Source organism: Marinobacter bohaiensis, assembly GCF_003258515.1.
Lineage (GTDB): Bacteria > Pseudomonadota > Gammaproteobacteria > Pseudomonadales > Oleiphilaceae > Marinobacter_A > Marinobacter_A bohaiensis.
Genome location: NZ_QGEH01000001.1, coordinates 1,975,203 through 1,999,575, shown reverse-complemented (window position 1 = coordinate 1,999,575; position 24,373 = coordinate 1,975,203). Strand labels below are relative to the sequence as shown.

Here is a 24,373-nt window from a genome sequence, read left to right as displayed (position 1 = left end):
GCGGGGCAGTGTTGTGTCGTTATCGGGTGAAATCGTCTTGCTCATTAAAAAGGTGGGCTGCTGAATTCGATGAAAACGGGTTTACCTTACCAGACTCTTTCGAACCCGGCTGCTCGGGAACACCTTACCCCTCAACAAAAAACCCTGTCACCGGCCATCACCGGGACAGGGTTATTAGAGACGGCGGATAGCGACTTAGCTGGCTGTCGCTTCGTCACGCAGTTCGCGGCGCAGAATTTTTCCGACGTTGGTTTTCGGCAGCTCATCGCGGAACTCGAAGAACTTGGGCACCTTGTAGGCGGTCAGCCGCTCGCGGCAGAATTCCTTGAGCTCGGACTCCTTCAGCTCCGGCGAGTTGCTCACCAAGAACACCTTCACCGCCTCGCCGCTCTTCTCGTCGGCCACACCAACGGCGGCACACTCAACCACTTGCGGATGGCTGGACACCACGTCCTCGATTTCGTTCGGGAACACGTTGAAGCCGGAGACGATGATCATGTCCTTCTTGCGGTCGACGATGCGGATGTAGCCGTCTTCCTGGATCAGCGCGATATCGCCGCTGCGATAAAAACCGTCGTCGGTGAAAGACTTCTTGGTCTCTTCCGGACGCTGCCAGTACCCCTTCATCACCTGCGGACCTTTGACGCACAGTTCACCGGGCTCGCCGATGGGAGTTTCGTTGCCTTCCTCATCGACGGTCTTGATCTGCGTCCCGCAGATCGGCAGGCCGATGGTGCCGAGCTGGATCGCGCTGGGCGGGTTGAAGGTGACCACCGGTGAGGTTTCGGTCATGCCGTAGCCTTCGGTGATCTCACAGCCGGTGACCTGCTTCCAGAGCTTGGCGGTGCTGCTGGTGAGGGCCATGCCGCCGGAGGCGGTCATCTTCAGGGCGCTGAAATCCAGGGCCTTGAATTCCTCGTTGTTGCACAGGGCGACGAACAGCGTGTTCAGCCCCAGGAACGAGGTGAACTTGTGGTTCTTCAGTTCCTTGACGAAGCCGGGGATATCACGCGGGTTGGGAATCAGCACGCTGTGGGCGCCGGACTCCAGCATGATGCCGCAGTTCAGGGTAAACGAATAAATGTGGTAGAGCGGCAACGGAGCGATGACGATCTCCTGCCCCTCTTCCACGTTGTCTTCCATCATCGGCCGCGTCTGCAGCAGGTTGGCGACCAGGTTGCCCTGGGTCAGCATCGCACCCTTGGCGACGCCGGTGGTGCCGCCGGTGTACTGCAGCACGGCGATGTCGTCTTTCTTGACCTGCACCGGCGTCAGTTTGCACTTGGCACCGGCGGACAGGACGCGCGGCAGGCTGTGGGCGTTGGGCAGATTGTATTCCGGCACCATCTTCTTCAGGTGCTTGACCGCGGCGTTCATCAGCATCCGCTTGAGCGGTTTGTGCATGTCGGCGATCTCGGTCACGATCACATGCTCAATGCCGGTGTGCGGCAGAACCTTCTCGGCCTTGTCCGCCATATTGGCCAGGACGACCAGGGCTTTGGCGCCGGAATCGTTAAACTGGTGTTCCATTTCCCGCTCGGTGTACAGCGGGTTGGTGTTGACGACGATCAGGCCGGCACGCATGGCACCGAAAACGATGACCGGGTACTGGGTCACGTTGGGCATCTGGACCGCAATCCGGTCGCCCGGCTTGAGGTTCGTCTTGTTTTGGAGCCAGGCGGCAAAATTGCGGGACTGGGTGTCGAGATCCCGATAGCTCAGGGTGACGCCAACAGCGCTGAAGGCCGGACGGTCGGCGAACTTCCGGACGGCGGTGTCGAACACATCGAGCATGCTTTCGTACTTGTCCAGATCGATCTGGTTGGTGACGCCGGGCGGATACTTGTCCTGATAGAACTGCTCCAAATCCATCACACCATCTCCTGTTTATTGCAATTATGTTTGTAGTGACTGACTCGATCAGTTGTCGCTACCGGTGTAGGAAACGGCCCGGCAACGCCTGATTTCTTCTCGCTTTATCGTTTTCTGTTTGTGCTCTTTGTGCCCGCGTCCGCCCGCTGGTGTGCCGACAGTGACAGCGATCCGATCCAGCGACAGCAAAGGGTCTCAAAAAGTGTCGAGAGAATACCAGTTTTCCCCGGAATGAGGTAGACACGCGGCCTGCACCGGGCATCCCTGCAGTGCCATCTGGCCCACCCGGCCGTCGGGCGGGAAATCGGATCCGGCGATGCCGGACCACTGTATCGCCCGGTCCAGCTTGCTCTGCCAATCCATCGCCCGACGGGGTGGGACAATCGACGACCGTCCGGTATTCAAAGAAGCATAAAAGCCGGGATCCGTCCAAGCCATGCCCCGCCAGGCCGACCGATCGGGCGGAGCGGCGACGGCTCACGATGCGGGCGAAACCCTGCTAAGCTGGCGAGACTCAGGAGCTCATCAAAGGCTCAGCAAGGAACCGCCGGAAAGGACACACTCATGGAGTATCTGGAAAACATCGTTTACGACGAGATTCAGGAGGGCGACTCCGCCACTTACACCCGTTCCCTGACCGAGGAGGAACTGGTGCTGTTCGCGGCCGTTTCCGGTGACGTGAATCCGGTTCACCTGGATCCGATCTTTGCCGCCAACAGTCTGTTCAAGGAGCGTATTGCCCACGGTATGTGGAGCGGTTCGCTGATTTCGGCGGCCCTGGCAACCGTTCTGCCCGGGCCCGGAACCATCTACCTGGAACAGAACCTGAATTTCAAACGCCCGGTGAGGCTCGACGATACGTTGACCGTCAAACTGACGGTCACCAGCAAGGAACGCCGCAACCGTCTGCGCATCGACTGCCGGGTCACCAACCAGCGTGACGAGGAGGTTGTCGTCGGCGAAGCCCGCGTCGTGGCGCCAACGGAGAAGCTCGCCCTCCCCAAACCCCAGCTCCCCACGATCACGATTGGCAACGCGCCGGATTAGCCGGCGCTAACCGGCCTGCCCGTCCCGAAAGCCACTCACCGGCAAGGGAAACGGCCGCGAACAGCCAATGTAAAAATCAGCGACAGTTGTCCCTCAGCCTGCCCGGCCGGGCCCGATCACGTCGTTTCCACGGCCGTTCAGGCGCACCGGTCACCAAATTTGATACCAGACGGCATCCGGAACCGGAGTGAAACAGCCGTCGGCGGCGGCTAATGTCGACGTGATTTACACATGCGTCCGCCGAAGGTGTGGATGGGCCCTGGCGGCTTAGGCGGGTTTTATCTACTCACCTGTTTTTTATGATTTTATAGAAGGCTGGCAAAGGCCGTGCTTTGGCCTGGGTGCGGTGTAATTCTTCGCTGAAGGGTAAACCGTTCGATATGCCGAGCTTTGCCGATGCGCCTCAACCGCATCGGCTTTTTTTATGCCCGTTGTTATTGCGCCCGCGACGGATAGGCACGAGGGCCCGCCGCCGATGCCCGGGCACGCGGCACTACTTGCTGCAGCACGACTTTGCTGCGGAATTACTTGCTGAGGTAGCGCATGGCATTCTCCAGGCCGTCGATGGTCAGCGGATACATGTGATCCCCCACCAACTGCCGTGTCATGCCGATGGAACCGCCGGACCCCCAGTAGTTCTCCGGCAGCGGATTGAGCCAGACGACCTTGTGAAAATGCTCCTGCACCCGCTGGAACCAGACCGCGCCGGCCTCCTCGTTCCAGTGCTCGATCGAGCCGCCGGGATGGGAGATCTCATAGGGCGCCATGCTGGCGTCGCCGACAAAGATGACCTTGTAGTCCGGAGTGTACTTGTGGAGCACATCCCAGGTCGGCGTGGTCTCGTTGAGACGGCGCACGTTGTTCTTCCACACGCTCTCATAGATGAAGTTGTGGAAGTAGAAGTACTCCATGTGCTTGAACTCCAGGCGCGCCGCCGAGAACAGCTCCTCACACACCCGGATGTGCGGATCCATGGAGCCGCCCACATCAAAGAAGATCAGTACTTTGACGGCGTTATGACGCTCGGGCACCATTTTCAGGTCCAGATAGCCGGCGTTACGGGCCGTGGAGCGAATGGTGTCGTCCATATCCAGCTGGTCGGCGGCGCCCTGTCGAGCAAATTTACGCAACCGTCTCAGCGCCACCTTGATGTTACGGATGCCCAGGGTGATGCTGTCGTCCAGGTCACGGAAGCCGCGTTTTTCCCACACCTTGACGGCGCGGCCGTGACGCCCCTTGTCCTGGCCGATGCGGAACCCTTCCGGGTTGTAGCCATAGGCACCGAAGGGTGACGTCCCGCCGGTGCCGATCTGGCGGTTGCCGCCCTGGTGGCGCTCCTTCTGGTTGTCCATGCGCTCCTTGAACGCCTTGATCAGCTCTTCCAGGCCGCCGAGGCTGTCTATCTTCGCCTTTTCTTCCTCGCTGAGCTGTTTCTCGAACTCCTTGCGCAGCCAGTCTTCGGGAATCAGCTGCTGCATCAGGTCGTCGAGATTCTCGATGCCGTTGAAGTAGGTGGCGAAGGCCCGGTCGAACTTGTCGTAATGGCGCTCGTCCTTCACCAGGCACAGGCGCGCCAGGTAATAGAACTCCTCCATATCGGCAAACGCCAGGCGATGCTGCAGTGCGTCGATCAGGTCCAGGTATTCACGCAGACTGGCCGGCACCCGGGCGCGGCGCACCTCCATGAAAAAATCAATCAGCATAGTGTCCTCCTTCCAGAGGCCGAGCCATTAACCCCGGCGACGCGCCATAAAGGCCAGTTTCTGCAGCAGGTGGACGTCCTGTTCGTTCTTGACCAGCGCGCCGTAGAGCGGCGGCAGCGCCGACGAGGTGTCCTTTTCCTGCAGCATCTTCGCCGACAACTCGTCCGCCATCAGGAGCTTGAGCCAGTCCACCAGTTCGGAGGTGGAGGGCTTCTTCTTCAGACCGGGCACTTTGCGCACATCGAAGAAGACTTCCAACGCATCCCGCACCACTTCCTGCTGCACGTCCGGGAAATGCACGTCCACGATCTGCTTCATGGTGTCGTGATCCGGGAAGCTGATGTAGTGGAAGAAGCAGCGGCGCAGGAACGCGTCCGGCAGTTCCTTCTCGTTGTTACTGGTGATCACCACGATGGGCCGCTTCTTCGCCTTGACCTGCTGCTGGGTCTCGTAGACGAAGAATTCCATGCGATCCAGCTCGAGCAGCAGATCGTTGGGAAACTCGATGTCCGCTTTGTCGATCTCGTCGATCAGCAACACCACCTGGTCTTCGGCCTCGAAGGCTTCCCACAGCTTGCCCTTGACGATGTAGTTGCCGATGTCCTTGACCTTTTCATCGCCCAACTGGGAGTCGCGCAGGCGGGAGACGGCGTCATATTCGTACAGGCCCTGCTGCGCCTTGGTGGTGGACTTGATGTGCCAGGTGATCAGTCGCGCGCCGACGCCGGCGGCCAGCTCTTCGGCGAGCATGGTCTTGCCCGTGCCCGGCTCCCCCTTGATCAACAGGGGGCGCTGCAGGGTGATGGCTGAATTGACCGCCATCTGCAGATCATCGGTGGCGACGTAACTCTCGGTACCGGTAAATTTCATGGGTGTCTGTCCTTCTCGCTGTTATTGATCCGGTTATTCTGGTTTCAATCCGGTCAGACCACCGGGCCCTGTCGTATCCGGCCCGGCTGGCGTTGTCAGTTTTTCTTGTTGTCGTCTTTTTCATCCTGGTCGTCTTCGGGCGACTCGTCCGGCGACGCGGATTCCCCGGAGGACTCATCATCCCCGGGCAGGTCATCATCGATGTCCGACAGGTCGAAATCCTCCAGCGTGTAATCGTCGCTGTCCTCTTCCCCCGTATCCTCGGCCAGGATGTCGTCCTCGCCCGCCGCCAGGTCAGCCTCGTCCCGGCGCGCCTCCTCCAGGAACTGCTCGATATCGTCCATCGGCTCGTCCGCCTCTGCGGAAGGCGCGTCGTCGCTGTCCTCGACGGCATCGACGACGGGAACTTCCTCCGGCTCGACGGGCTCCTCGGCGATATCGAGCGTGGGCACGCCGTCATCCGGTTCTTCGGAGTCCGCTACCTCTTGCGCCGCCGTTTCCTCCGCCGGTTGTGGTTCTTCCGGCTCGGGCGTCTCCATCAGCGGCGGTTCGGACGATTCGCCTTCTTCCTCGTCGCCCTCATCGGTCGCGACGGCGGCGTCTTCGTCGATCTCCTCGTTCTCCGGCGCGACGGCGTCTCCCGCCGCTGAATCGCCTTCCGGTTCCTCGTCGCCGGCACGACGACGGGAACGCATCACCAGAGCGGTGATGGCCGCCAGCGCGGCCACTCCTCCGCCGGTGCCCCAGGCCCACAGAGGCACCGCAGCGAGGATGGACGGCTCGTCGCCTTCGTCCTGCGTCATGTCCTGCTCCGCCTCCGGGCCATCCGTCTCCTCATCGGCTTCGCCGACGGGCTCCAGCGCCGGGGTTTCGACCTGGGAGGTGTCGATCGGCAGGTCAATGGCCGGCGGGGACTCCGCGGTGTCGCCGGCGTCCGGCGCCGAAGCCTGATCTGGCGCCGTGACCTGATCGCCGGAAGCGCTGTCCGCGGCCGCCTGGTCAGCCGATTGCCCGGCTGTTTCCGGCTCACCCGTCCCGGCCGCTTCCGAATCCGCACCGATGGGCAACGGCGCTGGAGCTCCGGCGCCTCGGGATTGCGCGGGCGGCGTCGTCACCGTCTCGGCGCTGAGCGATGTATAGGCCACTTCATCGTCGCCCTGACGCGGGAACACCGCCTGGAACGAGCCGGGCGCGTAGTTCAGGTCCTGGCCATTATCGGATTCGGCCCGGAAACGGACGTCAACGCTGTAGTCCCCGTCCCCGGCCGTCGCTTCGATGGTCTTGTGCCAGATTCCTCGCTCGGCGTCGTAAGGCACCGTATCGAAACCGGCATCACCGCCAGCGCCGGGCGGCGATACCCGTACCCCGACCAGCGCGCTGGTCGGCTCCAGGCCCGGATGCTCTGGACGAATAGTGAGTTCGTATCGGCTGCTCGCGCCCTGGCCTTCGCCCTCGACGGTCACGCTCACCGGCGGACGCAGAGCGATCCGGGTATGGAACTGGCGCGAGAACGTCTTGCCGTCGGCCACCAGCGTCAGATCGTAGGTTCCGGGCTGGCTTAGTTTCTCGATACTGTCGGAATAGACCCCGTCGGCCGGCGGCGTCTCGCCAGACAGGGGCTTGGTGCCGGAGCGGCCGTCCTGGGTAGCCAGGGTCAATGACACATCGAGAACGCCCAGGAAATCGGGATTGGTGATGGGCTGCTCTTTCTCATAGAACGCCGCTTCCACCGCCACCGGCTGGCCTGTGTAGAAGAAGCTCGGCAGCGGCGACACGGCCATGCGCAGGTCGCTGACGACCGTTACCCGCGACTGCTCGCCCAGATCCCCGTCGATCCGCCACTCGCCGGCGGCGGGCTCAGTCAGGGTAATCAGGTCGTACTGCGACTCCCGGTACCACCGCAGGTTGGCGGCACCGGAGGCCCGGGTCAGTCGTTCACCATCCGGCGCGACCAGCGCCAGTGGCTGATCCGCCTCTTCGTGAAAGATCAGGGCGGTGAACTCCTGCACGTCGTCGCTGACGGTGAAGCGGTTGTCGCGAATCGGGACTTCCGGCTGCGGGGCGGCGGCGTTCAGTGTCTCGGCAAAGACCCGGTTGAGGGCATCGGCATCGGGCGCGACGGAGAAGGTACCGCCGGTTTCCACCGCCAGCCGCTCGAGCAACGCCGTATCGGCGTTTTCCGACAGCGCGATGGTGTGAATGGTGGCACCCCGGGAACGGATGCGATCGACCACATCGTCGAGGATTCTCTGTCGCTCGCGGGCGTTGGCCTGGCCGTCCGCGGCAATGTCGACGCGGCCATCGGTCAGCAGAATAAAGTGGGTGTTATCGAAGCGGCGGTCGCCATAGAAATCGTCACTGGCCACTTCCAGCGCTTCGCCGATGTTGGTGCGCAGGGCCACGGAATTGATGCGGCTGGACCGTTCGATGGCGGTATCCCGCCAATCGGGCGACACCTCGGCTGACGGCACCAGCATGTTGACGTACTGGCCGAAGGTCCACACGCCGCTGCGGGCGTCATCCGGCAGCAGCCGGGCCAGCAGACGTACCGCGGGTTGCCGAAGGTTTTTCGGGTCGCTGTCCTTCATGCTGCCGGAGATGTCGACGACAATCCGGACGTCCTTCGCGGGCGGCAACTGGGGTGTATCGGCCGAGGCCTGCTGGGCTCGGCTTACGCCGGCGACGACGCAAAGGCAGATCGCCAGCAGGATTGCAGCGGCGCGAAATCGAAAAACACTCGTCATAATTGGGCTATCTGTCGTGTCTGAAAACGGATCGACGCAGGTTAGCCTATCCCCATGGCGTCAGAAAAGACCACAACGACGCTGGCCGGACAACGATCAGGCCTCGCGCCGCCAGATGCGCACTCGGACCAGGTCGAGAATCCAGATCACGAACACGCCGGCCGCCACCAACGTCATGTTGGAGAACGCCCGGGTCGCCTCGGCGGCATTGCCCAGGATCGACTCGTAGCCGCCATGGAGCCAGGCGGGGATCCACCAGTTGACCACTTCCGGGGACTGCACCGGCGTCAGCAGCAGCACCGCCAGGCAGGCCAGGATCAGCGTGCGCACGCCATAGACCGGCAGGCGCTTCAGGCCTCGCCCCATGAGATAGAGAAAAATCAGGAATCCGACCGCGTACACGGCCCAGAAAATGACGTAGGCCGCCTGGGCCTGTGCATCCACTCCGATCGGTTGTTCAATCACTTAAAGTACCCAATGAATGATGTGTTCTTCCCAGTCGTCCTCATCGACGGCTGCGTTGGAAACCGTACGCTGTCGCACCGACACCTGCGCCCGGTGTACCGAATCCGGGTCGCCGGAAACCAGCGGGTGCCAGTCCGGCAGTGGCTTGTCTTCCGCCAGCAGGCGGTAGGCGCAGGTTTGCGGCAGCCAGTGAAAGGACGATACCGACTCCGGTGTCAGCACGATGCAGTCCGGTTCTTTCGCCTGACGTTCACTGTAGACGGTGCACTGACAGGTATCGCCGTCCATATACTGGCACGCCAGATCGGTATAGTAGACATCACCGGTATCGGCGTCTTCCAGCTTGGTCAGACAGCACTTGCCGCAGCCGTCGCAAAGCGATTCCCACTCGTTGCGCGACATTTCGTCGAAACGCTTACGTTGCCAGAAAGGAATCGCGGCGATCATTACGCTTTCTTCAGTTGCTGCTTGAACTCAACGATGTACGCGTCCTGCTCTTCCGGCATCTGCAGGAAGAAATCCTTGTCTTCGATGGCCTTGAGTACTTCCGCGCCGGAGGTGCGGGCCAGCTTGCGCTCCGGCGTCATGATCAGGTCCATGGCGTGCCGGGGAACGCCAAAAATCTCCCGCAGGGGTTCGGGCAAGTCATCCCAGACCTGACCGCGCCGGACGTACAGGTAAGTGTCCTGCTTGCGGGTGCTGGCGAACACCGATACAAACTCTCGTGTCATGATTCCTGTGCTCTTGATTCTAGTACGGTCGAAACTTCATCCAGGACCGGCGCCAGCAACTCGCCGCGCCAGCCCTCCAGGAAGAAGCGGGCGGCCTCGTCGTCCGGGTGCCAGCGGCGGATGCAGGCCTCGATACGGCGACGCGGCGCCAGCAGCTCAATCGGCACGGATCGCGCCTCCGCCACCCCCCGCATCAGGCGTTTGACCTGCTTGAGCAGGCCCTGCTCGTCCCGGGTCAGGGGCGGTTCAATTCTATCAGCAATTGCATCGGCGGACCTGCCCTGCTCCACCAGGTTCAGCAGGGTGTCGCCGTAACGGCGAACCACCACCGGGGGCATTTCCTCGACGGCCGCCAGGCCACCCTTGCTGGTGGGCATGCGCTCCGCGACGCGAATCAGCAGGTTATCGGACAAAACCCGGTTGCGCGGACGGTCGCGGCGACGGCACTCCGCTTCCCGCCAGTTCGCCAGCTCGCGCAGGACGGCCTGCTGTTGGGCTTTCAGGTGCCAGCCACCGCGAATGCGCAGGTAGTAGTCGGTGGGCTCGGTCTGGGCGGACAGGTCGGCGGCGAAACGGGCACTTTCCTCCCGCCACGCCTGATACAGATCGCGGGCTTCCAGGCGTTCGCGCAGCTGTTCGTACATCGGCGCCAGGTAGCGGATGTCCTCCAGCGCATAGGCGCACTGAGCCTCGCTCAGCGGGCGCGCCAGCCAGTCGGAGCGTGTGGCGGACTTGTCGATCGCCACATCGAACAGCTGCTCCACCAGCTTGGCGTAGCCCACGGAAAAACCGAGCCCCGCAAGCGCGCAGGCCAGCTGCAGATCGAGCACGCCCTGCGGCTCCAGGTCGAGCCAGTGACGGAACAGCTCCAGGTCCTCGCTCATGGCGTAAAGCAACTTCGGGCGCTGATCATCGCCAATGCAGGCGCGGAAACCGGACGCCGCCTCGGCAACCGACGGCTCGACCAGGCGCAGATCGTCGCTAAGCCCGACCTGGATCAGCCCGGGTATGGGAAAAAAGGTGCTGACCCGTTCGAATTCGGTATCCAGGGACAGCGGCTGGTCCGGCGAGGCCGCCAGCCATTGGTCCAGCTCCGCCGGCGATTCGATCCAGCGTACATGGCTTGCTTGGGTCATGGGACATCCTTATCGGATTGGGTAGGCAAAGACATGAAGGACCGCGGGGTCATTCCGCCAGGGGTTTGCGCCCGCGGAAGGCATGACCCAGGGTGAAGCCGTCGACGTAACCCAGTTCGCCACCGACCGGGATACCATGGGCGAGCCGGGTGATAAGCACGTCCTGGCCGTCCAGCCGGTCGGCGATGTAGTGCGCGGTGGCCTCACCCTCGACGGTGGGATTGGTGGCCAGGATCAGCTCCTTGACGCCCTCGTCGCGAATGCGGCGCAGCAGGCGCTCGATGCCGATCTCTTCCGGCCCGATGCCATCGATCGGCGACAGGTGGCCCATCAGCACGAAGTAGCTGCCTTCGTAGTAACCGGCCTGCTCAATGGCTAGCAGGTCGGATGGGCTCTCTACCACGCAGAGGGTGCCGGTGCGGCGCTTTTCATTGGCGCACAGGTTGCAAAGCTCGGTATCGGCGAAATTCTGGCAGGATTCGCAGCGGCGCACGCCGCTCATGGCGTTCTGCAGCGCGCCCGCCAGCCGCTCGCCACCGTCGCGGCCACGTTCCAGCAGATGGAAGGCCATACGCTGAGCCGTCTTCTGGCCCACGCCGGGCAAACAGCGCAGGGACTCGACCAGCTCGTCAACCAGGGGACTAAATGCCATTACAGTTCCTCAGGATGGAGTCCGTGCGCCTCAGAACGGCATCTTGAATCCGGGCGGCATGCCCATTTCCGACGCCATGCCGGACATGCGTTCCTTCTGGCTTTCCTCGACACGGCGCACCGCGTCGTTGACGGCGGCCGCCAGCAGGTCTTCCAGGATTTCCTTGTCTTCCGACAGCAGGGACGGGTCGATGTCCACCTTGCGCACGTCGTGGCGACCGGTCATGGTCACCTTGATCAGGCCCGCGCCGGCTTCGCCGGTCACCTCGGCCTTGGCGGCCTCTTCCTGCATGCGCTTGAACTCTTCCTGCATCTGCTGGGCCTGTTTCATCAGGTCGCCCATACCTTTCATCATGACAGATACCTCGGTCTTCGAATGTTTCCGGTGCTGATGGATTGAATGCGGCATGAAGGCGCCGATTTCAACCCGGAGCCGCGGTACAGCTCCTTAGACACACGCCTATTTCACGGGTTCGATGCTGCCTTCGACAATCGTGCCGTCAAAGCGCTGCACAATATTCTGTACGATCGGGTCCTCGGCAATGGACGCCTCGGCGGCCTGCTGCCGGGCCACCCGGGCGCGCTCGGCGAAAGCCGCCGGCGTTTCCGGGCCGGACTCCCCTTCCTCGACCGTCAGCTTGAGCGACTCGCCGAAAAACGCGTTCAGCGCCTCACCGATGCGTTCCCGATGACGCTCAGTCAGCAGACGCGCATGACCGGAATCCAGGGTCAACACGACGCTGGCGCCCTCGCGCCGGAACGCCGCCTGACTGGCCAGGTTGCCGGCCATGCCGGACAGTCCCAGCACCCGGAAATCCCGCTGCCATTCAAACTCGGCCGGGTCGACGCTCGCCCGCGTTTCCTCGTTCGCGGCGGCGGCATCACCAGCTTCGATGGCCGCCGTCGCAGTTAGCCTGGCAGGTTCGGCCGCAGCTGGCGCAGGCTCGGGACCCGGCTCCGGCATCGGGGTCGCCTTAGGCTCAGGAGGCGCCTCAGATTCATTGGACGCCGGTGGCGCCGCGTCCACGGACATCGACTCGTCGTAATCGCCTGAGGTCAGCGACGGATCATCATAGGCGCTCAGCGGAACGTCCTCGGGGCCGCTCTGCGGCTGAGGCTCGGGAGTCGGCTGAGGCGCAGGCGCATCCGCCTGTGCCTGAGTTGGAGCCGGATCGCCCCGCTCAGGCTCCTTTTCATCTTCATCGGCCGCCGGCGTTTCACCGGCTGCGGGCGCTTCACCGGCCGAGTGCCCTTCGCCGGCCGCGGGCGCTGCCGCTTGCGGCTCCGGTGTCGGGGCCGGTTCCGGCTGTGACGCCCCCGCGTTGTCAGCCGGTGGTGCCGGGGCCTCCTGGCGCGGACTCGCCGGCTCGGGTGCAGCGGATTCGGGTACAGAGGGCTGGGGTACCGGTTCTGGTGCCGCCGGCGCAGGCGCGGGTTCGGAGTCTTCCTGGGCGCCGCTGCGCTCGTCCGAGGCACCCTGGCCCTGCGAGCGGATGGTCGGCGGATCGCGCCGCTCGCTACCGGGGCGGAAGGTGAGCATCCGCAACAGCGCCATTTCAAAGCCCATACGGGCGTCCGGCGTGATGGTCAGGTCTTTGCGGCCGATCAGCGCGGCCTGATAGAAAAGCTGGGCATCCTCGGCGCTGACTTCACGGGCGATGGATTTGACCTGGTCCGCGTCGCCCATGGCGTTGTCGGCGCTGCCCGGCACCACCTGCTCCAGCGTCACCCGATGGAACAGGGACAGGAGATCGCTGAGGATCACCGCATAGTCCGGCGAGAATTCGGCGATCCGGTTCACCTCGGTGAGCATGGCCGGGCCGTCACCCTTGACCAGGGCGCCCACGATCTTCTGGATGTCGCGCTGGTCGATGGTGCCCAGCATGGCACTGACATCGCTCGCCGCCAGCTTCTGGTTGCCAAAGGCGATGGCCTGGTCCGTCAGACTCAGGGCGTCCCGCATGCTGCCGTCCGCAGCGCGGGCCAGCAGCCACAGGGCCGGATCCTCGAACGGGATCTGCTCCTGTTCGAGCACGTGGTGCAAATGGCTGACGATGTGCTCCGGCGTCATCCGCTTGAGATTGAACTGCAGGCAGCGCGACAGGATCGTCACCGGCAGTTTCTGCGGATCGGTGGTGGCGAACAGGAACTTGACGTGATCGGGCGGCTCTTCCAGCGTCTTCAGCAGCGCGTTGAAACTGGAGTTGGAGAGCATGTGCACTTCGTCGATCAGGTAGATCTTGAAGCGGCCGCGTGTCGGCGCGTACTGGACGTTGTCCAGCAGCTCGCGCATGTCCTCCACTTTGGTACGGGAGGCGGCGTCGATCTCGATCAGGTCGACGAAGCGCCCGCCGAGGATTTCCTGGCAGGTGTTGCACTCGCCACAGGGCGATGAGGTGATTCCGGTTTCGCAGTTCAGGCAGCGCGCCAGCAGGCGACCGATGGTGGTCTTGCCCACACCCCGCGTACCCGTGAAAAGATAGGCATGGTGCAGCCGTTCGTGGTCCAGTGCGTGCACCAGTGCCTTGAGCACGTGCTCCTGGCCCACCATGTCCTGAAACGTTTTTGGCCGCCATTTCCGGGCCAGAACCTGATAGCTCATCGAATGCGTCACGTCCGGTTTAAATCGGGCTTAACGATAGCATGGACAGCCCTTGATAAGAAGGAACGCCGGCGCGCCAAAGCCGCTGATGACACGCATGAAACCGCGCGATCAGGCACAACGAATCGACCATCGCAAGCACGCTGGATACATCAGGAATAGGAGAAACAGGGGAGGAAAACTGGGGGTGGCTCCACCAGCGACACTCCGGCACACAAGTCCACCGCTGCGGCTGCTCCCTTCCGGGCCTGACCGGGTTCACGGTTTATCGTTGCGGAGGCACCAGCGGAGCCACCATATCGATCCGGGGGTGTTCCCCTCAGATGCGGCGCGCATGTTATCAGGCCCCTTCGGGCGCATCAACGACTTTTTCAGGCAATCGGGCCCAGCCGCGTAATCCCTGATCTACCGGACACCAATCTACAGTGCCAGGCCCTGGATCGGGTCACGCCGGAACCAGCAGGCGATGCTGTACCGCGTGCGCTGGGCGGTCAGCACTTCGTGAGGAATATCCTCGCTCATGAACAGCGCCACGCGCCCGGCTTCAGGCAAGACACTGCCGCAGATCTCGTTGGGGTTTTCCCGGTTGTAAATCTGCAACAGCCCGCCGTCTTCCGGCCGCCAGTCGTCGTTGAGGTACAGCACCAGGCTGACGATGCGCGACGAACGCCCACGGAAGCTGTCCAGGTGACGACGATAGAAATCGCCCGCCCCGTAGGTGGCGTAATGGCATTCGAATCGCTTCAAGCCAATGAACAGACGCTGGTTGAGCCCCTGCTGGAGCGCATTCAGCAAGCGCCACAGGTCACCCTGGGCGACGGTCTCGCCATTGAGCCAGGCGATGCGGTCGCGCCGCACCGAACGGTCGTGGGCGTGATCCTTGCCCCGCCCCACCCCAGCCCGGTCGAGAGCCTCGGTCCGATTGAGGGTTTCCACTTCCTGGCGCAAGGCCGACAGGGTCTCGGTCGACAGGTGCGGCAGCAATGACTGGGACGTCCAGCCGAATTCAGCCAACTGCCCGGCCACGTCATCCAGCCACAGATCCAGGTTGGCTGGTGGACGGCCGGCCAGCAAATCCCTGGCTTCAGCGGCGTCGAACGGCAGTTCGGACATGGCAGTTTCCTCACGGTAGATCGGCGGAGTTTACGACGAAACCCGCCGATCCGCCCGCTTTTTATCCGACCTACCGATAAGCAATGTTGCCTACGGATCAGGGCCGCTCGATCTCCCGAAGCTTGCCGGTAGCGCACTCCGCCAGGGAGCGGATAGCGTCGCCGTCGAAGGCATCGACCCGGATGACGTCGTACAGGGCACCCAGCGCTTCAAGCAGGGCCTCACGTTCGTCTTCGCGCACGTAGTTCTTGTCGATTGCCCAATCCACCAGCTCGTCCCGCTGGTGAGCCATGAGCATCTCGATATCCTGCAGCTCATCGGGATCGGTCTTGCGGATGGCGTCGTTCAGGCGATCCCGGGTGTCGCGGGTTTCGTTGGCCAGACGATAGGCGTGCAGCACGCGTCCAACCGGATCGTTCTGTTTCTCCGGCCGGTAGACACCGCGCACGATACGCTCACGCATGGGACCGTCGCGCACGATGGACAGCGCCACGCGCTCACCCAACCGGTCGTCCGGCGGACTCAGGCGGGCACCGGTCGGGAACACCAGTACCTTGAGCGGCCAGCGCAACGCCTTGACCGGGAAATTCTCCACCAGTGCCTTCATGCTGGTCTGGAAATCGAACAGGCAGCGCTGCAGCCCCCATTCGACAACCGAGCGGTTGTCCTCCGGATAGCCTTCCTCGTGCCACTGCTTGATGATCGCGGACGCGTAATACAGCGCTACCAGACAGTCGGCCATGCGGCCGGACAGCCGCTGCCGGGCCTTGAGCCCGCCACCGATGGTGAGCAGCGTGACGTCGGTCAGCACCGCAAAGGCGGAGGCAAAACGCGCCAGCTGGCGATAGTAGCGCTGTAAACCGCCCCGGCCGGGCACCGGCTCCAGCCAGCCCTGGCTGAGCCCCAACACGAAGGTGCGCAGGCCGTTGCGGGTGGTGTGCGCCATGTGGGTATAGAACACGTCATCGAAGGCGTTCACGGCTTCCCGCTCGTCGTCCATGCCGGCGGCTTCGATTTCCTGAACGATGTATGGATGGCAGCGGATCGCGCCCTGCCCGAAGATCATCAGGCTGCGCGTGAGAATGTTGGCCCCCTCTACCGTGATGCCGATGGGCACGGCCTGATAGGCGCGCGCCAGGAAGTTGCGCGGCCCGGTGATGACGCCCCGGCCAGCCACCACGTCCATGGCGTTGTTGATGACTTTGCGCATCAGGTCGGTGTTGCGGTATTTGAGGACCGCCGACGGCACCGCGGGCCGCACGCCCCGGTCCAGCATGCCGGAGGTCAGCAGTCGCGCCGCATCCATCATGTAGGTGTAGCCGGCGATGGGCTCCATGGCCTCCTGCACGCCTTCGAAATGACTGATCGAGCGGCCAAACTGTTCGCGAATGCCGGCATAGGCGCCGGTGGTCAGGCTGGCGAGCTTGCCGGCCCCCGTACCCAGCGCCGGGAGCGAGATGGAACGGCCGATGGAGAGGCACTCCAGCAGCATCGTCCAGCCCTGGCCGACCATGCCTTCGCCGCCGATGACCTGACTTAACGGGATGAACACATCCTCGCCCCAGGTGGGCCCGTTCATGAACACGGTGTTCATGGGCAGATGCCGGGCCCCGTGGTGGACGCCGTCCAGGTCGTGGGGAATCATCACGCAGGTCACCCCCAGGTCCTCATCGCCGCCCATCAGACCTTCCGGGTCATAGACCTTGATTGCCAGCCCAATCAGCGTCGCCACCGGGGCCAGCGTGATGTAGCGCTTGTTCCAGGTCACTTTCAGGCCCAGAACCTCCTCGCCATTCCACTGCCCACGGCAGACGATACCCTTGTCCGGGATGGCGCCGGCGTCGGAACCCGCCACAGGCGACGTCAGAGCGAAGCACGGGATCTCCTCACCCTTGGCCAGGCGCGGCAGGTAATGCTGTTTCTGTTCGTCGGTGCCGTAATGCATCAGCAACTCGCCGGGCCCCAGGGAGTTGGGCACCATCACCGTCACCGCCGCAGAGACGCTGCGCGTGGAAATCTTCATCACGACTTCCGAGTGAGCCGTGGCGGAAAACCCCTTGCCACCGAATTCCTCGGGAATCACCAGACCAAAGAAGCCTTCCTGCCGGATGAAATCCCAGGCTTCCCTGGGCAGGTCATAGAGTTCGTTGGTGATCTGCCAGTCGTCGAGCATGCCGCACAGGGTATCGACCGGGCCGTCGACGAAGGCCTGCTCCTTCTCGGTCAGGTGTGCGTGGGTGGTATTGAGCAGCCGGGACCAGTCAGGGCGACCTGAGAAAAGCTCGCCATCCCAATCGACACTTCCGGACTTGAGGGCCTCGGCCTCGGTGTCCGAAAGCGCTGGCAGACGCCCCTTCACCCAGCCCAGCAGCGGCCGGCTCAGTTTGTCCCGCCGCAGGTTGCCGGGCATGACCAGCACAATGGCCAGGGCCAGGCCGGCACCACCGAACAGGATGCTCAGGATGTGCCAGTGATCCTCGTACATGCCGAACAGCGTGGCCACGGCCATGATCACGGCAGCGACGGCGCCGCCCAACCCGAAGTAAATCAGCACCAGGGCGCTGATCAGCAGAAACAGGACACTCATGCAGGCTCCTCCTTTCACCAACACGGTATAGACGACCGGCTGTGGGGCTGGCGTAACCCTAAATTCCCATCAGGGCTGGCCAGGTGCCGGACGCCACCACTATGATCACAATCGATCCGAGACTCAAACAGTCCCGATGACAGCATATGCGTACACAGGATGTATCTGGATGACTTCAAGCAAAGCCGAGCCTATTTTTGCCACGTCGATCACGGTCGGCGATCTCGACGCCATCGACATCAAGCACCCGGCATTCAGCGCTCGGGTCTTTCTTCAGGGTGCCCACCTGACCCATTTTGCCCCGACCGGCGAATCGAACTGGCTCTGGCTCAGCCCCGACACCCGCTTCACGCCGGGCAAGGCCATTCGCGGCGGCATCCCGGTGTGCTGGCCCTGGTTCGGCGACCCCGCGCGGAACCCGCCCGCGGTGGCCCACCGGATTGCATCCTCACAGGCCCACGGTTTTGCCCGCACCATCCCCTGGACGCTGCAGGACATTATCGAATCCGAAGACTCGGTCGAGCTGGCCCTGACACTGGACGCGGCCGACGTCTCGGGTAAAGAGGCCTCCGTTGAACACGGCGACTGGCCTCTGCGCGGCGAGATCCGTTTCCGCTTTTCGCAGGCGCAATGCGTCGTGACGTTAACCACGCATAACACGGGCCAGACCGACATTGCCTACACCGAAGCGTTGCACACCTACCTGCCCACCGACGCCGTCGGCAGCACGGCACTGGCGGGCCTCGACGGCGTCACTTACACCGATACGCTGGATGACTGGCGCGAGAAAACCCAATCCGGCCCGGTGCGTTTCGAGGGTGAAACCGATCGCATCTATCAGGGCAGCAGCCCCATCCTGGTGCAGGCGCCCGGCGTCACTGCGCGTCTGGAAACCCAGGGCAGTCTGTCGACCGTGGTCTGGAATCCGGGTCCCGAGAAAGCTCAACGGCTGTCGGATTTTCCCGATGCGGCCTGGAAAACCATGCTGTGCGTCGAAACCGCCAATGCCTATCCGGACTGCGTCCGTTTAATGCAAGGGCAATCGCACACGACAGAACTGGTGCTGACGCGGGAATGACACAGAAGGCACGCATCCTGCACCGTACGGGTCAGCCCCCGTCACGGACGGCCCTATAACCGGCTGATCCAAAACAGACAACCACAACAGCGAGGCAAACCTGGAAGCGCCGATGAGCCTGAGATCGTTTATCAAGGACAAGCTGGTCTCCCAATCCCTCGACGACCAGATCAACCGGATCCGCAAGCCACTGGGCTCCCTCGGCTACGACCCCTGGGGCATCCATAACGACACCCTCAAGATCGGCTTTTCCGTCGCCCAGAAGGTCTACAGCAAGTACTTCCGGGTCGAGGCGGAAGGTGTCGAGAACGTGCCCGCTGAAGGGCCCGTGCTGCTGATTGCCAACCACAGCGGCCAGTTGCCGATCGACGGCATCCTGATCGCCTTCGCCCTTGCCTCGCGGCAGGATCGTCCGCGCATTCCGCGGGCCATGATCGAGCGCTTCTTTCCCACCGTGCCCTACGTCGGCAACATGCTGAACCAGCTTGGCGCGGTGCTTGGCGATCCGGTCAACTGCGCCAAGATGCTGGCCAACGACGAGGCGGTGATCGTCTTTCCGGAAGGCATCCGCGGTTCCGGCAAGCTCTATCGCGATCGTTACCAGCTCAAGCGCTTCGGCAATGGCTTCATGCGTCTGGCCATGCAGTACAACGCCACCGTCGTGCCGGTCGGCGTGGTGGGCTGCGAGGAGACCATCCCGGCTCTGGCCAACTTCCGCCCCCTGGCCAAGGCGCTGGGGCTGCCGTATGTGCCCGTGGCGGTGCCGTTTGTGTTGCCCGCCAAGGTCTACCTGAAGTTCGGCAAGCCCATGTATTTCGACAATGCCGACATCCCCGAGGAAAAAGTCACCGAGCGGGTCGAGGTCGTCAAGGCGGAGATCAGCGAGCTGATCAACCAGGGGCTGAGCGAGAGGAAAAGGTTGTTCTGATGGCCAATTCAAGCAAACCCGCAATCCTGGTCACCGGTGCCGCCGGCGCGCTCGCCCAGCAGGTGATCAATCGGCTGCGCGACGACTTTCACCTGGTGGCCGTGGACTTCCGCGAGCAGGTCTACCTGGGGGATGACGTTCCCAGCTACTGCATCGACTTCAACAAACGGGTGTTCGAGGACCTGTTCCGGCGCTACGACTTCGAGGGCATCATCCACCTGGGACGGATCATGTCCAGCCAGGAAACCCGGATGCGACGCTACAACGCCAACGTGCTGGGCAGCCAGAAACTGCTCGACCTGGCGCACAAGTACGGCATTCATCGGGTGGTGATCCTGTCCACCTACCACGTCTACGGCGCGACGGCCTACAACCCCGCGCTGATCGACGAGCAGGCTCCGCTCAAGAGCGCCGGCCTGAGCATGGACCTGATCGACTCGGTGGAACTGGAAAACCTGGCCAACATCTACCTCTGGCGCTACCCGGACCTGAACATCACGCTGCTGCGGCCCTGCAACATCGTCGGCCCGGGCGTGCGCAACTCGATCAGTACGCTGCTGGCGAGCCGTCGCGCGCCGGTGCTGGCCGGATTCTCGCCGATGATGCAGTTCATCCACATCGACGACATGGCCGACGCCATCGTCCTGGCCTATCGCAAGAGCCACCGCGGCGTCTTCAACGTAGCGCCGGACGACTGGATCGCCTACCAGCACGCCCTGGACCTGAGCGGGTGCCGGCGGGTGCCGATTCCGTCGATCCCACCGTCTCTGCCGCGGACAATCGCCCGACTGCTGGGCCTGAAAAGCTTTCCGTCGTACCTGATGAGCTTCTTCAAGTATCCGGTGATCATCGACGGACGGGCTTTCCGGGACACCTTTGGCTTCAAGCCGAAACGGCCGCTGAAGGAAATCTTCCGCTATTATCGGGAGAACAAGCACCCGGTCTGAGGCAAGGCCGCCCGACCACATGCAAGCCCGGATGGTTTGCCTCTATACTGATTCGAAAATAAACGATTCCAGTCTGTGTTTTGGGAGCTCACGGGACGAGTGCAGCCATGACCATCGACTTCAGCCTGGTGAGCCACTCGGCTGCCGCTCTCGCTTTCGCAGCCCTGGCAATCCTGGTCAGCTCTAAATACCTGCGACGCAACACCGACCGCGCGCTGATGCTGGCCGCGATGGTATCGACCATCTGGGCGGCCTCCCTCGTCGGTCAGTTGATCTGGAACCAGCCGCCCTTCTTCATCCGCTACCTGCTCGAACTGGTGCGCGACGGCGCCTGGGTCGCGGTGCTCTTCGCCCTGATCCGGGACGGCAGCCGTTCCGGCGTACTGGCCGGTCGGTTGCGCCGCGTGCTGGGCACCAGTATTGGCCTGTTGATCGCCGTACTGCTGATCAGCGGCCTCTTCGAATACGCCCTGGGCTGGCAACTGCTGGACGGCAAGACCAAGATCGTCGGCCAGATCACCCTTTCTCTCCTGGGGATCTGCCTGATCGAACAAATCTGGCGTAACTCCCTGACCTTCGGCCGCTCCAGCATGAAGTACCTGTGCATCGGTATCGGCGGAATCTTCGCCTACGACTTCTTCATGTACGCCGATGCCCTGCTCTTCGGCCAGATCTCCAACTCCTTCTGGTCCGCCCGCGGCGCGGTCAACGCCTTCCTGGTGCCGCTGTTCGCCGTCAACGTGATCAACACCCGCAAGCAGCCGGTGGATTTCCAGCTCTCACGCAACGCCGTGTTCCACGTGGGTGCCCTGGCGTTCGCCGGGAGCTACCTGCTGTTCGTGGCATTCGGCGGCTATTACGTGCGGGCCCTGGGCGGTGCCTGGGGCGAGGCGCTGCAGGTGCTGTTCCTGTCGATCTTCCTGGTGCTGTTCGCCGCCCTGCTCAGTTCCAGCCGTTTCCGCGCCCGCCTGATGATTTTCATCAGCCAGAACTTCTTCGACTACAAGTACGACTACCGCGAAGAATGGCTGAAGATGACGCAGATTTTCGCCAACCTGACGGAAGATCCACCGCTCCCGGAACGGGTGGTGCGGATCATGGCCGACCTGGTGGAAAGCAACGCCGGCGCTCTCTGGGTTCGGGACAACGACGGCAACTACGTGCTCTACTCCAGCGTCAACATGACGCCACCCCGGCACACACTGATAGACGGTGACGCCAACATGATCGGCTTCTTCAGGGAGAAGGAGTGGATCATCGACCTGTCCGAATACCACCAGGACCCGGTGCGCTACGAACTGCTGGAAATCCCCGACGCCGTTCTGCGCTTCCCCGATGGCTGGCTGATCATCCCGCTGTACCTGGGTGAGGAGCTCTACGGCATCTGCCTGATCGGCTCCCCTTACGCCCGGGTAGAACTGAACTGGGAGAACTTCGACCTGATCCGCGTGGTGGCGCGCCAGACCTGTAACGTGCTGGCCCAGGCGGATGCCCAGAACCGGCTGTCGCGGGCCATGCAGTTCGAGGCGGTATCCAAGACGTCCGCCTTCCTGGTGCACGACCTGAAAACCATGATCGCCCAACTGTCGCTGATGGTGCGCAACGCCGAGAAGCACCGCCACAACCCGGCCTTCGTGGACGACATGATCAGCACCACCCAACACGCCGTGACGAAAATGTCAGGTCTGGTCGACCATATCCGCAGGCCGGCGCGGGAGGACTTACCGGTACAGTCAATCGAGCTGAACAACCTGCTGTCGGAACTGGTCCACTATCACGCCCGCAGCGAACCACACCCGAGCTATCAGCCCGGCGACCAGCCCATCTGGGTGGAGGGCGACCCGGAGCAGCTACACAGCGTGCTCGGGCACATTATCCAGAATGCCCAGGACGCCACACCGCCAGCCGGCGAGGTGGCCCTGACGGTCAAGCAGAGTTCCGACCACGTGGTCATCTTTATCCAGGACACCGGCTCAGGCATGAGCGAGGAGTTCATCAAGATGAAGCTGTTCAAGCCGTTCGAAAGCACCAAGGGCCTGGCGGGCATGGGCATCGGCGCCTACCAGGCCCGGGAATACGTGCGCCAGATCGGCGGCAACATCGACGTCACCAGCGAGCCCGGGTTGGGGTCGTGTTTCACCGTGCGTCTGCCGCTGGGGCGGCCGGACACCCGCGCGTCGGATTCCGAACCGACCGAACCGAAACTGGCGGAGAGCGGCTAACGCATTCACTGATCGACTGAGCTTCGGTTTTCGAACGCATTTTAAACAATTGTCAAATTTTCGGCATTTTTTCCGACAAAACCACACCAATGTTTATTTCGCGTCAAAATACAGCCAGAATCAGTGCTAGACTCATCTAATCAATAATCGAAAAACTCGTATCGTGGTGTTCAGGGCTTATCGCCTTCCAGGCCACGCCGACGCAGGTCAGGCGGGCTGCAGCACCAGACGTCACAGATCAGATAAAAGGATTTGGTTCGGTCGTGGATAAACGTCTACTGATTGTTGAGGATGACCCGGGTCTGCAAAGCCAAATGCGCTGGTGCTTCAACGACAGCATCGAAGTCATGGTGGCCAGCGACCGGGAATCCGCATTGACTTCGCTACGCCGCTTCGAGCCGCAAGTGGTCACCCTGGATCTGGGGCTCCCGCCCGACCCGGGGGGTGCCAGAGAAGGTTTTATCCTGCTGGAAGACATCATTCGCCTGGCGCCCAACACCAAGGTCGTGGTGGTTACCGGCCGGGAAGACCGGGAAAACGCCGTGCGGGCCATCGGCATGGGGGCCAGTGACTTCTATCAGAAGCCGCTGGATCCCGACATCCTCACCTTTGTCGTCAACCGCGCGTTCCGTCTGGCGGAGCTGGAAAAAGAAAACCGCGAGCTGGTTCTCAACCGCAACGGCACCTCCATCAAGGGGATTGTCGCCGCCAGCCCGCAGATGATCTCCCTGTGCCGCATGGTCGAGAAAGTCGCACCGGCGGACGTCACCACCCTGATCATGGGCGAGACCGGTACCGGCAAGGAGCTGCTGGCCCGCGCCATCCATGACCTCAGCCATCGCGCTGGCAGCACCTTTGCGGCCATCAACTGCGCCGCCATTCCGGAAAATCTGCTGGAAAGCGAACTCTTCGGCTTCGAGAAAGGCGCCTTCACCGGCGCCACCCAGAGCAAGAAGGGCAAGATCGAGATGGCCAACGGCGGCACCCTGTTCCTGGACGAAATCGGGGACATGCCCATGCCGCTTCAGGCCAAGCTGCTGCGGTTCCTGCAGGAGCGCGTCATCGACCGCGTCGGGAGCGTCAATCCAGTGGAAGTCGACGTACGCGTCGTCTGCGCCACCCACCGGGACGTGGAACAGCTGGTGGCCAGCGGCGAGTTTCGCGAAGACCTGTACTACCGCATCAGCGAAATCACCCTGGAAGTGCCCGCCGTGCGCGAGCGCGACGGTGACGCCATCGTGATCGCGCAGTCGCTGCTGAAAACCCTCAGCCGGCAACTGGAACGCCCCCAACTGGGCTTTGCCGACGATGCCATCCAGGCCATCCAGTGCTACGGCTGGCCCGGCAACGTCCGCGAGATGATCAACAAGATCAAGCGGGCGACCATCATGGCCGAAGGCAAGCGCGTGACCGCCAAAGACCTGCAACTGCGCTCGGAACAGGTGGCCCACGACGGCAACGTCCTGAACCTGCGACAGGTCCGGGAGGAGGCCGAGCGCGGCGCCATCAACCATGCCCTCCAGACCAGCAACTACAATATGGCTCAGGCGGCGCGGCTGCTGGGGATCACCCGGCCCACGCTCTACAACCTGACCGACAAATACAAGATCGAGACCTCCCCCGCCGTCTCAGGCGCGTGATGCGGGCGGGCAAGGACTTTCCGGCGAGTGCATGACA

General features: G+C 62.7%; 19 protein-coding genes and 1 other RNA gene. 6 read left to right on the top strand and 14 right to left on the bottom strand.

Annotation, left to right across the window (positions count from 1 at the left end):
* Window positions 1-195 precede the first annotated feature (195 nt).
* On the bottom strand, window positions 196-1,872 hold the full coding sequence (locus DKK67_RS08910) for an AMP-binding protein (RefSeq protein WP_111496011.1): 1,677 nt from the start codon (window positions 1,870-1,872) through the stop codon (window positions 196-198).
* A gap of 564 nt (window positions 1,873-2,436) precedes the next feature.
* Between DKK67_RS08910 and DKK67_RS08905 the strand changes: the two genes are divergently transcribed.
* Window positions 2,437-2,919 (top strand): MaoC/PaaZ C-terminal domain-containing protein, encoded by a 483-nt coding sequence (locus DKK67_RS08905; RefSeq protein ID WP_111496010.1) that lies wholly within the window; start codon window positions 2,437-2,439, stop codon window positions 2,917-2,919.
* A 524-nt stretch (window positions 2,920-3,443) separates the two neighbouring features.
* Here DKK67_RS08905 and DKK67_RS08900 read toward each other — a convergent pair.
* The 13 genes from DKK67_RS08900 to DKK67_RS08840 form a co-directional block, all read right to left on the bottom strand.
* Window positions 3,444-4,622 carry a vWA domain-containing protein gene (locus DKK67_RS08900; RefSeq protein WP_111496009.1) on the bottom strand — a complete coding sequence of 393 codons (1,179 nt, stop codon included), beginning with the start codon at window positions 4,620-4,622 and terminating at the stop codon, window positions 3,444-3,446.
* Between the two features lie 27 nt (window positions 4,623-4,649).
* A complete protein-coding gene (locus tag DKK67_RS08895) occupies window positions 4,650-5,492 on the bottom strand; it encodes an AAA family ATPase (RefSeq protein WP_111496008.1) in 843 nt (280 codons plus the stop codon).
* Window positions 5,493-5,587: 95 nt separating this feature from the next.
* Window positions 5,588-8,236, bottom strand: a complete 2,649-nt coding sequence (locus DKK67_RS08890; RefSeq protein WP_111496007.1) for a VWA domain-containing protein — start codon at window positions 8,234-8,236, stop codon at window positions 5,588-5,590.
* Window positions 8,237-8,332: 96 nt separating this feature from the next.
* Window positions 8,333-8,701 (bottom strand): hypothetical protein, encoded by a 369-nt coding sequence (locus tag DKK67_RS08885; RefSeq protein WP_204355752.1) that lies wholly within the window; start codon window positions 8,699-8,701, stop codon window positions 8,333-8,335.
* A complete protein-coding gene (locus DKK67_RS08880) occupies window positions 8,702-9,148 on the bottom strand; it encodes a YcgN family cysteine cluster protein (protein WP_111496006.1) in 447 nt (148 codons plus the stop codon).
* The gene (locus DKK67_RS08875) at window positions 9,148-9,435 is read right to left on the bottom strand and encodes a YcgL domain-containing protein (protein WP_111496005.1); all 288 of its coding nucleotides are present in this window, start codon (window positions 9,433-9,435) and stop codon (window positions 9,148-9,150) included. Before DKK67_RS08875 ends, DKK67_RS08880 begins: the two co-directional genes overlap by 1 nt.
* Window positions 9,429-10,568, bottom strand: coding sequence for a ribonuclease D (rnd, locus tag DKK67_RS08870; RefSeq protein ID WP_111496004.1), 1,140 nt, complete (start codon window positions 10,566-10,568; stop codon window positions 9,429-9,431). The genes DKK67_RS08875 and rnd overlap by 7 nt, the downstream gene beginning before the upstream one ends.
* A gap of 49 nt (window positions 10,569-10,617) precedes the next feature.
* Window positions 10,618-11,220, bottom strand: coding sequence for a recombination mediator RecR (recR, locus tag DKK67_RS08865; protein ID WP_111496003.1), 603 nt, complete (start codon window positions 11,218-11,220; stop codon window positions 10,618-10,620).
* Window positions 11,221-11,250: 30 nt separating this feature from the next.
* On the bottom strand, window positions 11,251-11,574 hold the full coding sequence (locus DKK67_RS08860; protein ID WP_111496002.1) for a YbaB/EbfC family nucleoid-associated protein: 324 nt from the start codon (window positions 11,572-11,574) through the stop codon (window positions 11,251-11,253).
* Window positions 11,575-11,679: 105 nt separating this feature from the next.
* The gene (gene dnaX / locus DKK67_RS08855) at window positions 11,680-13,821 is read right to left on the bottom strand and encodes a DNA polymerase III subunit gamma/tau (RefSeq protein WP_111496001.1); all 2,142 of its coding nucleotides are present in this window, start codon (window positions 13,819-13,821) and stop codon (window positions 11,680-11,682) included.
* A gap of 191 nt (window positions 13,822-14,012) precedes the next feature.
* An RNA gene (ffs, locus tag DKK67_RS08850) (signal recognition particle sRNA small type) lies at window positions 14,013-14,109 on the bottom strand.
* Between the two features lie 132 nt (window positions 14,110-14,241).
* The gene (locus DKK67_RS08845; protein WP_111496000.1) at window positions 14,242-14,934 is read right to left on the bottom strand and encodes a 2OG-Fe(II) oxygenase; all 693 of its coding nucleotides are present in this window, start codon (window positions 14,932-14,934) and stop codon (window positions 14,242-14,244) included.
* A 97-nt stretch (window positions 14,935-15,031) separates the two neighbouring features.
* Window positions 15,032-17,521, bottom strand: coding sequence for an acyl-CoA dehydrogenase (locus DKK67_RS08840; RefSeq protein WP_111495999.1), 2,490 nt, complete (start codon window positions 17,519-17,521; stop codon window positions 15,032-15,034).
* Window positions 17,522-17,690: 169 nt separating this feature from the next.
* On the opposite strand from DKK67_RS08840, the gene DKK67_RS08835 reads away from it, so the two are divergent.
* The 5 genes from DKK67_RS08835 to prsR all read left to right on the top strand — a co-directional run bounded on the left by DKK67_RS08835 (window position 17,691) and on the right by prsR (window position 24,336).
* Entirely contained in the window at window positions 17,691-18,599 is a 909-nt protein-coding gene (locus DKK67_RS08835) for a D-hexose-6-phosphate mutarotase (RefSeq protein WP_228160552.1), read from the top strand.
* Between the two features lie 112 nt (window positions 18,600-18,711).
* Window positions 18,712-19,527, top strand: a complete 816-nt coding sequence (locus tag DKK67_RS08830) for a lysophospholipid acyltransferase family protein (RefSeq protein ID WP_111495998.1) — start codon at window positions 18,712-18,714, stop codon at window positions 19,525-19,527.
* The gene (locus DKK67_RS08825) at window positions 19,527-20,474 is read left to right on the top strand and encodes an SDR family oxidoreductase (protein WP_111495997.1); all 948 of its coding nucleotides are present in this window, start codon (window positions 19,527-19,529) and stop codon (window positions 20,472-20,474) included. The genes DKK67_RS08830 and DKK67_RS08825 overlap by 1 nt, the downstream gene beginning before the upstream one ends.
* A 107-nt stretch (window positions 20,475-20,581) precedes the next feature.
* A complete protein-coding gene (gene prsK / locus DKK67_RS08820; RefSeq protein WP_111495996.1) occupies window positions 20,582-22,696 on the top strand; it encodes an XrtA/PEP-CTERM system histidine kinase PrsK in 2,115 nt (704 codons plus the stop codon).
* A 263-nt stretch (window positions 22,697-22,959) separates the two neighbouring features.
* Window positions 22,960-24,336, top strand: a complete 1,377-nt coding sequence (gene prsR / locus DKK67_RS08815) for a PEP-CTERM-box response regulator transcription factor (RefSeq protein ID WP_111495995.1) — start codon at window positions 22,960-22,962, stop codon at window positions 24,334-24,336.
* Window positions 24,337-24,373 lie beyond the last annotated feature (37 nt).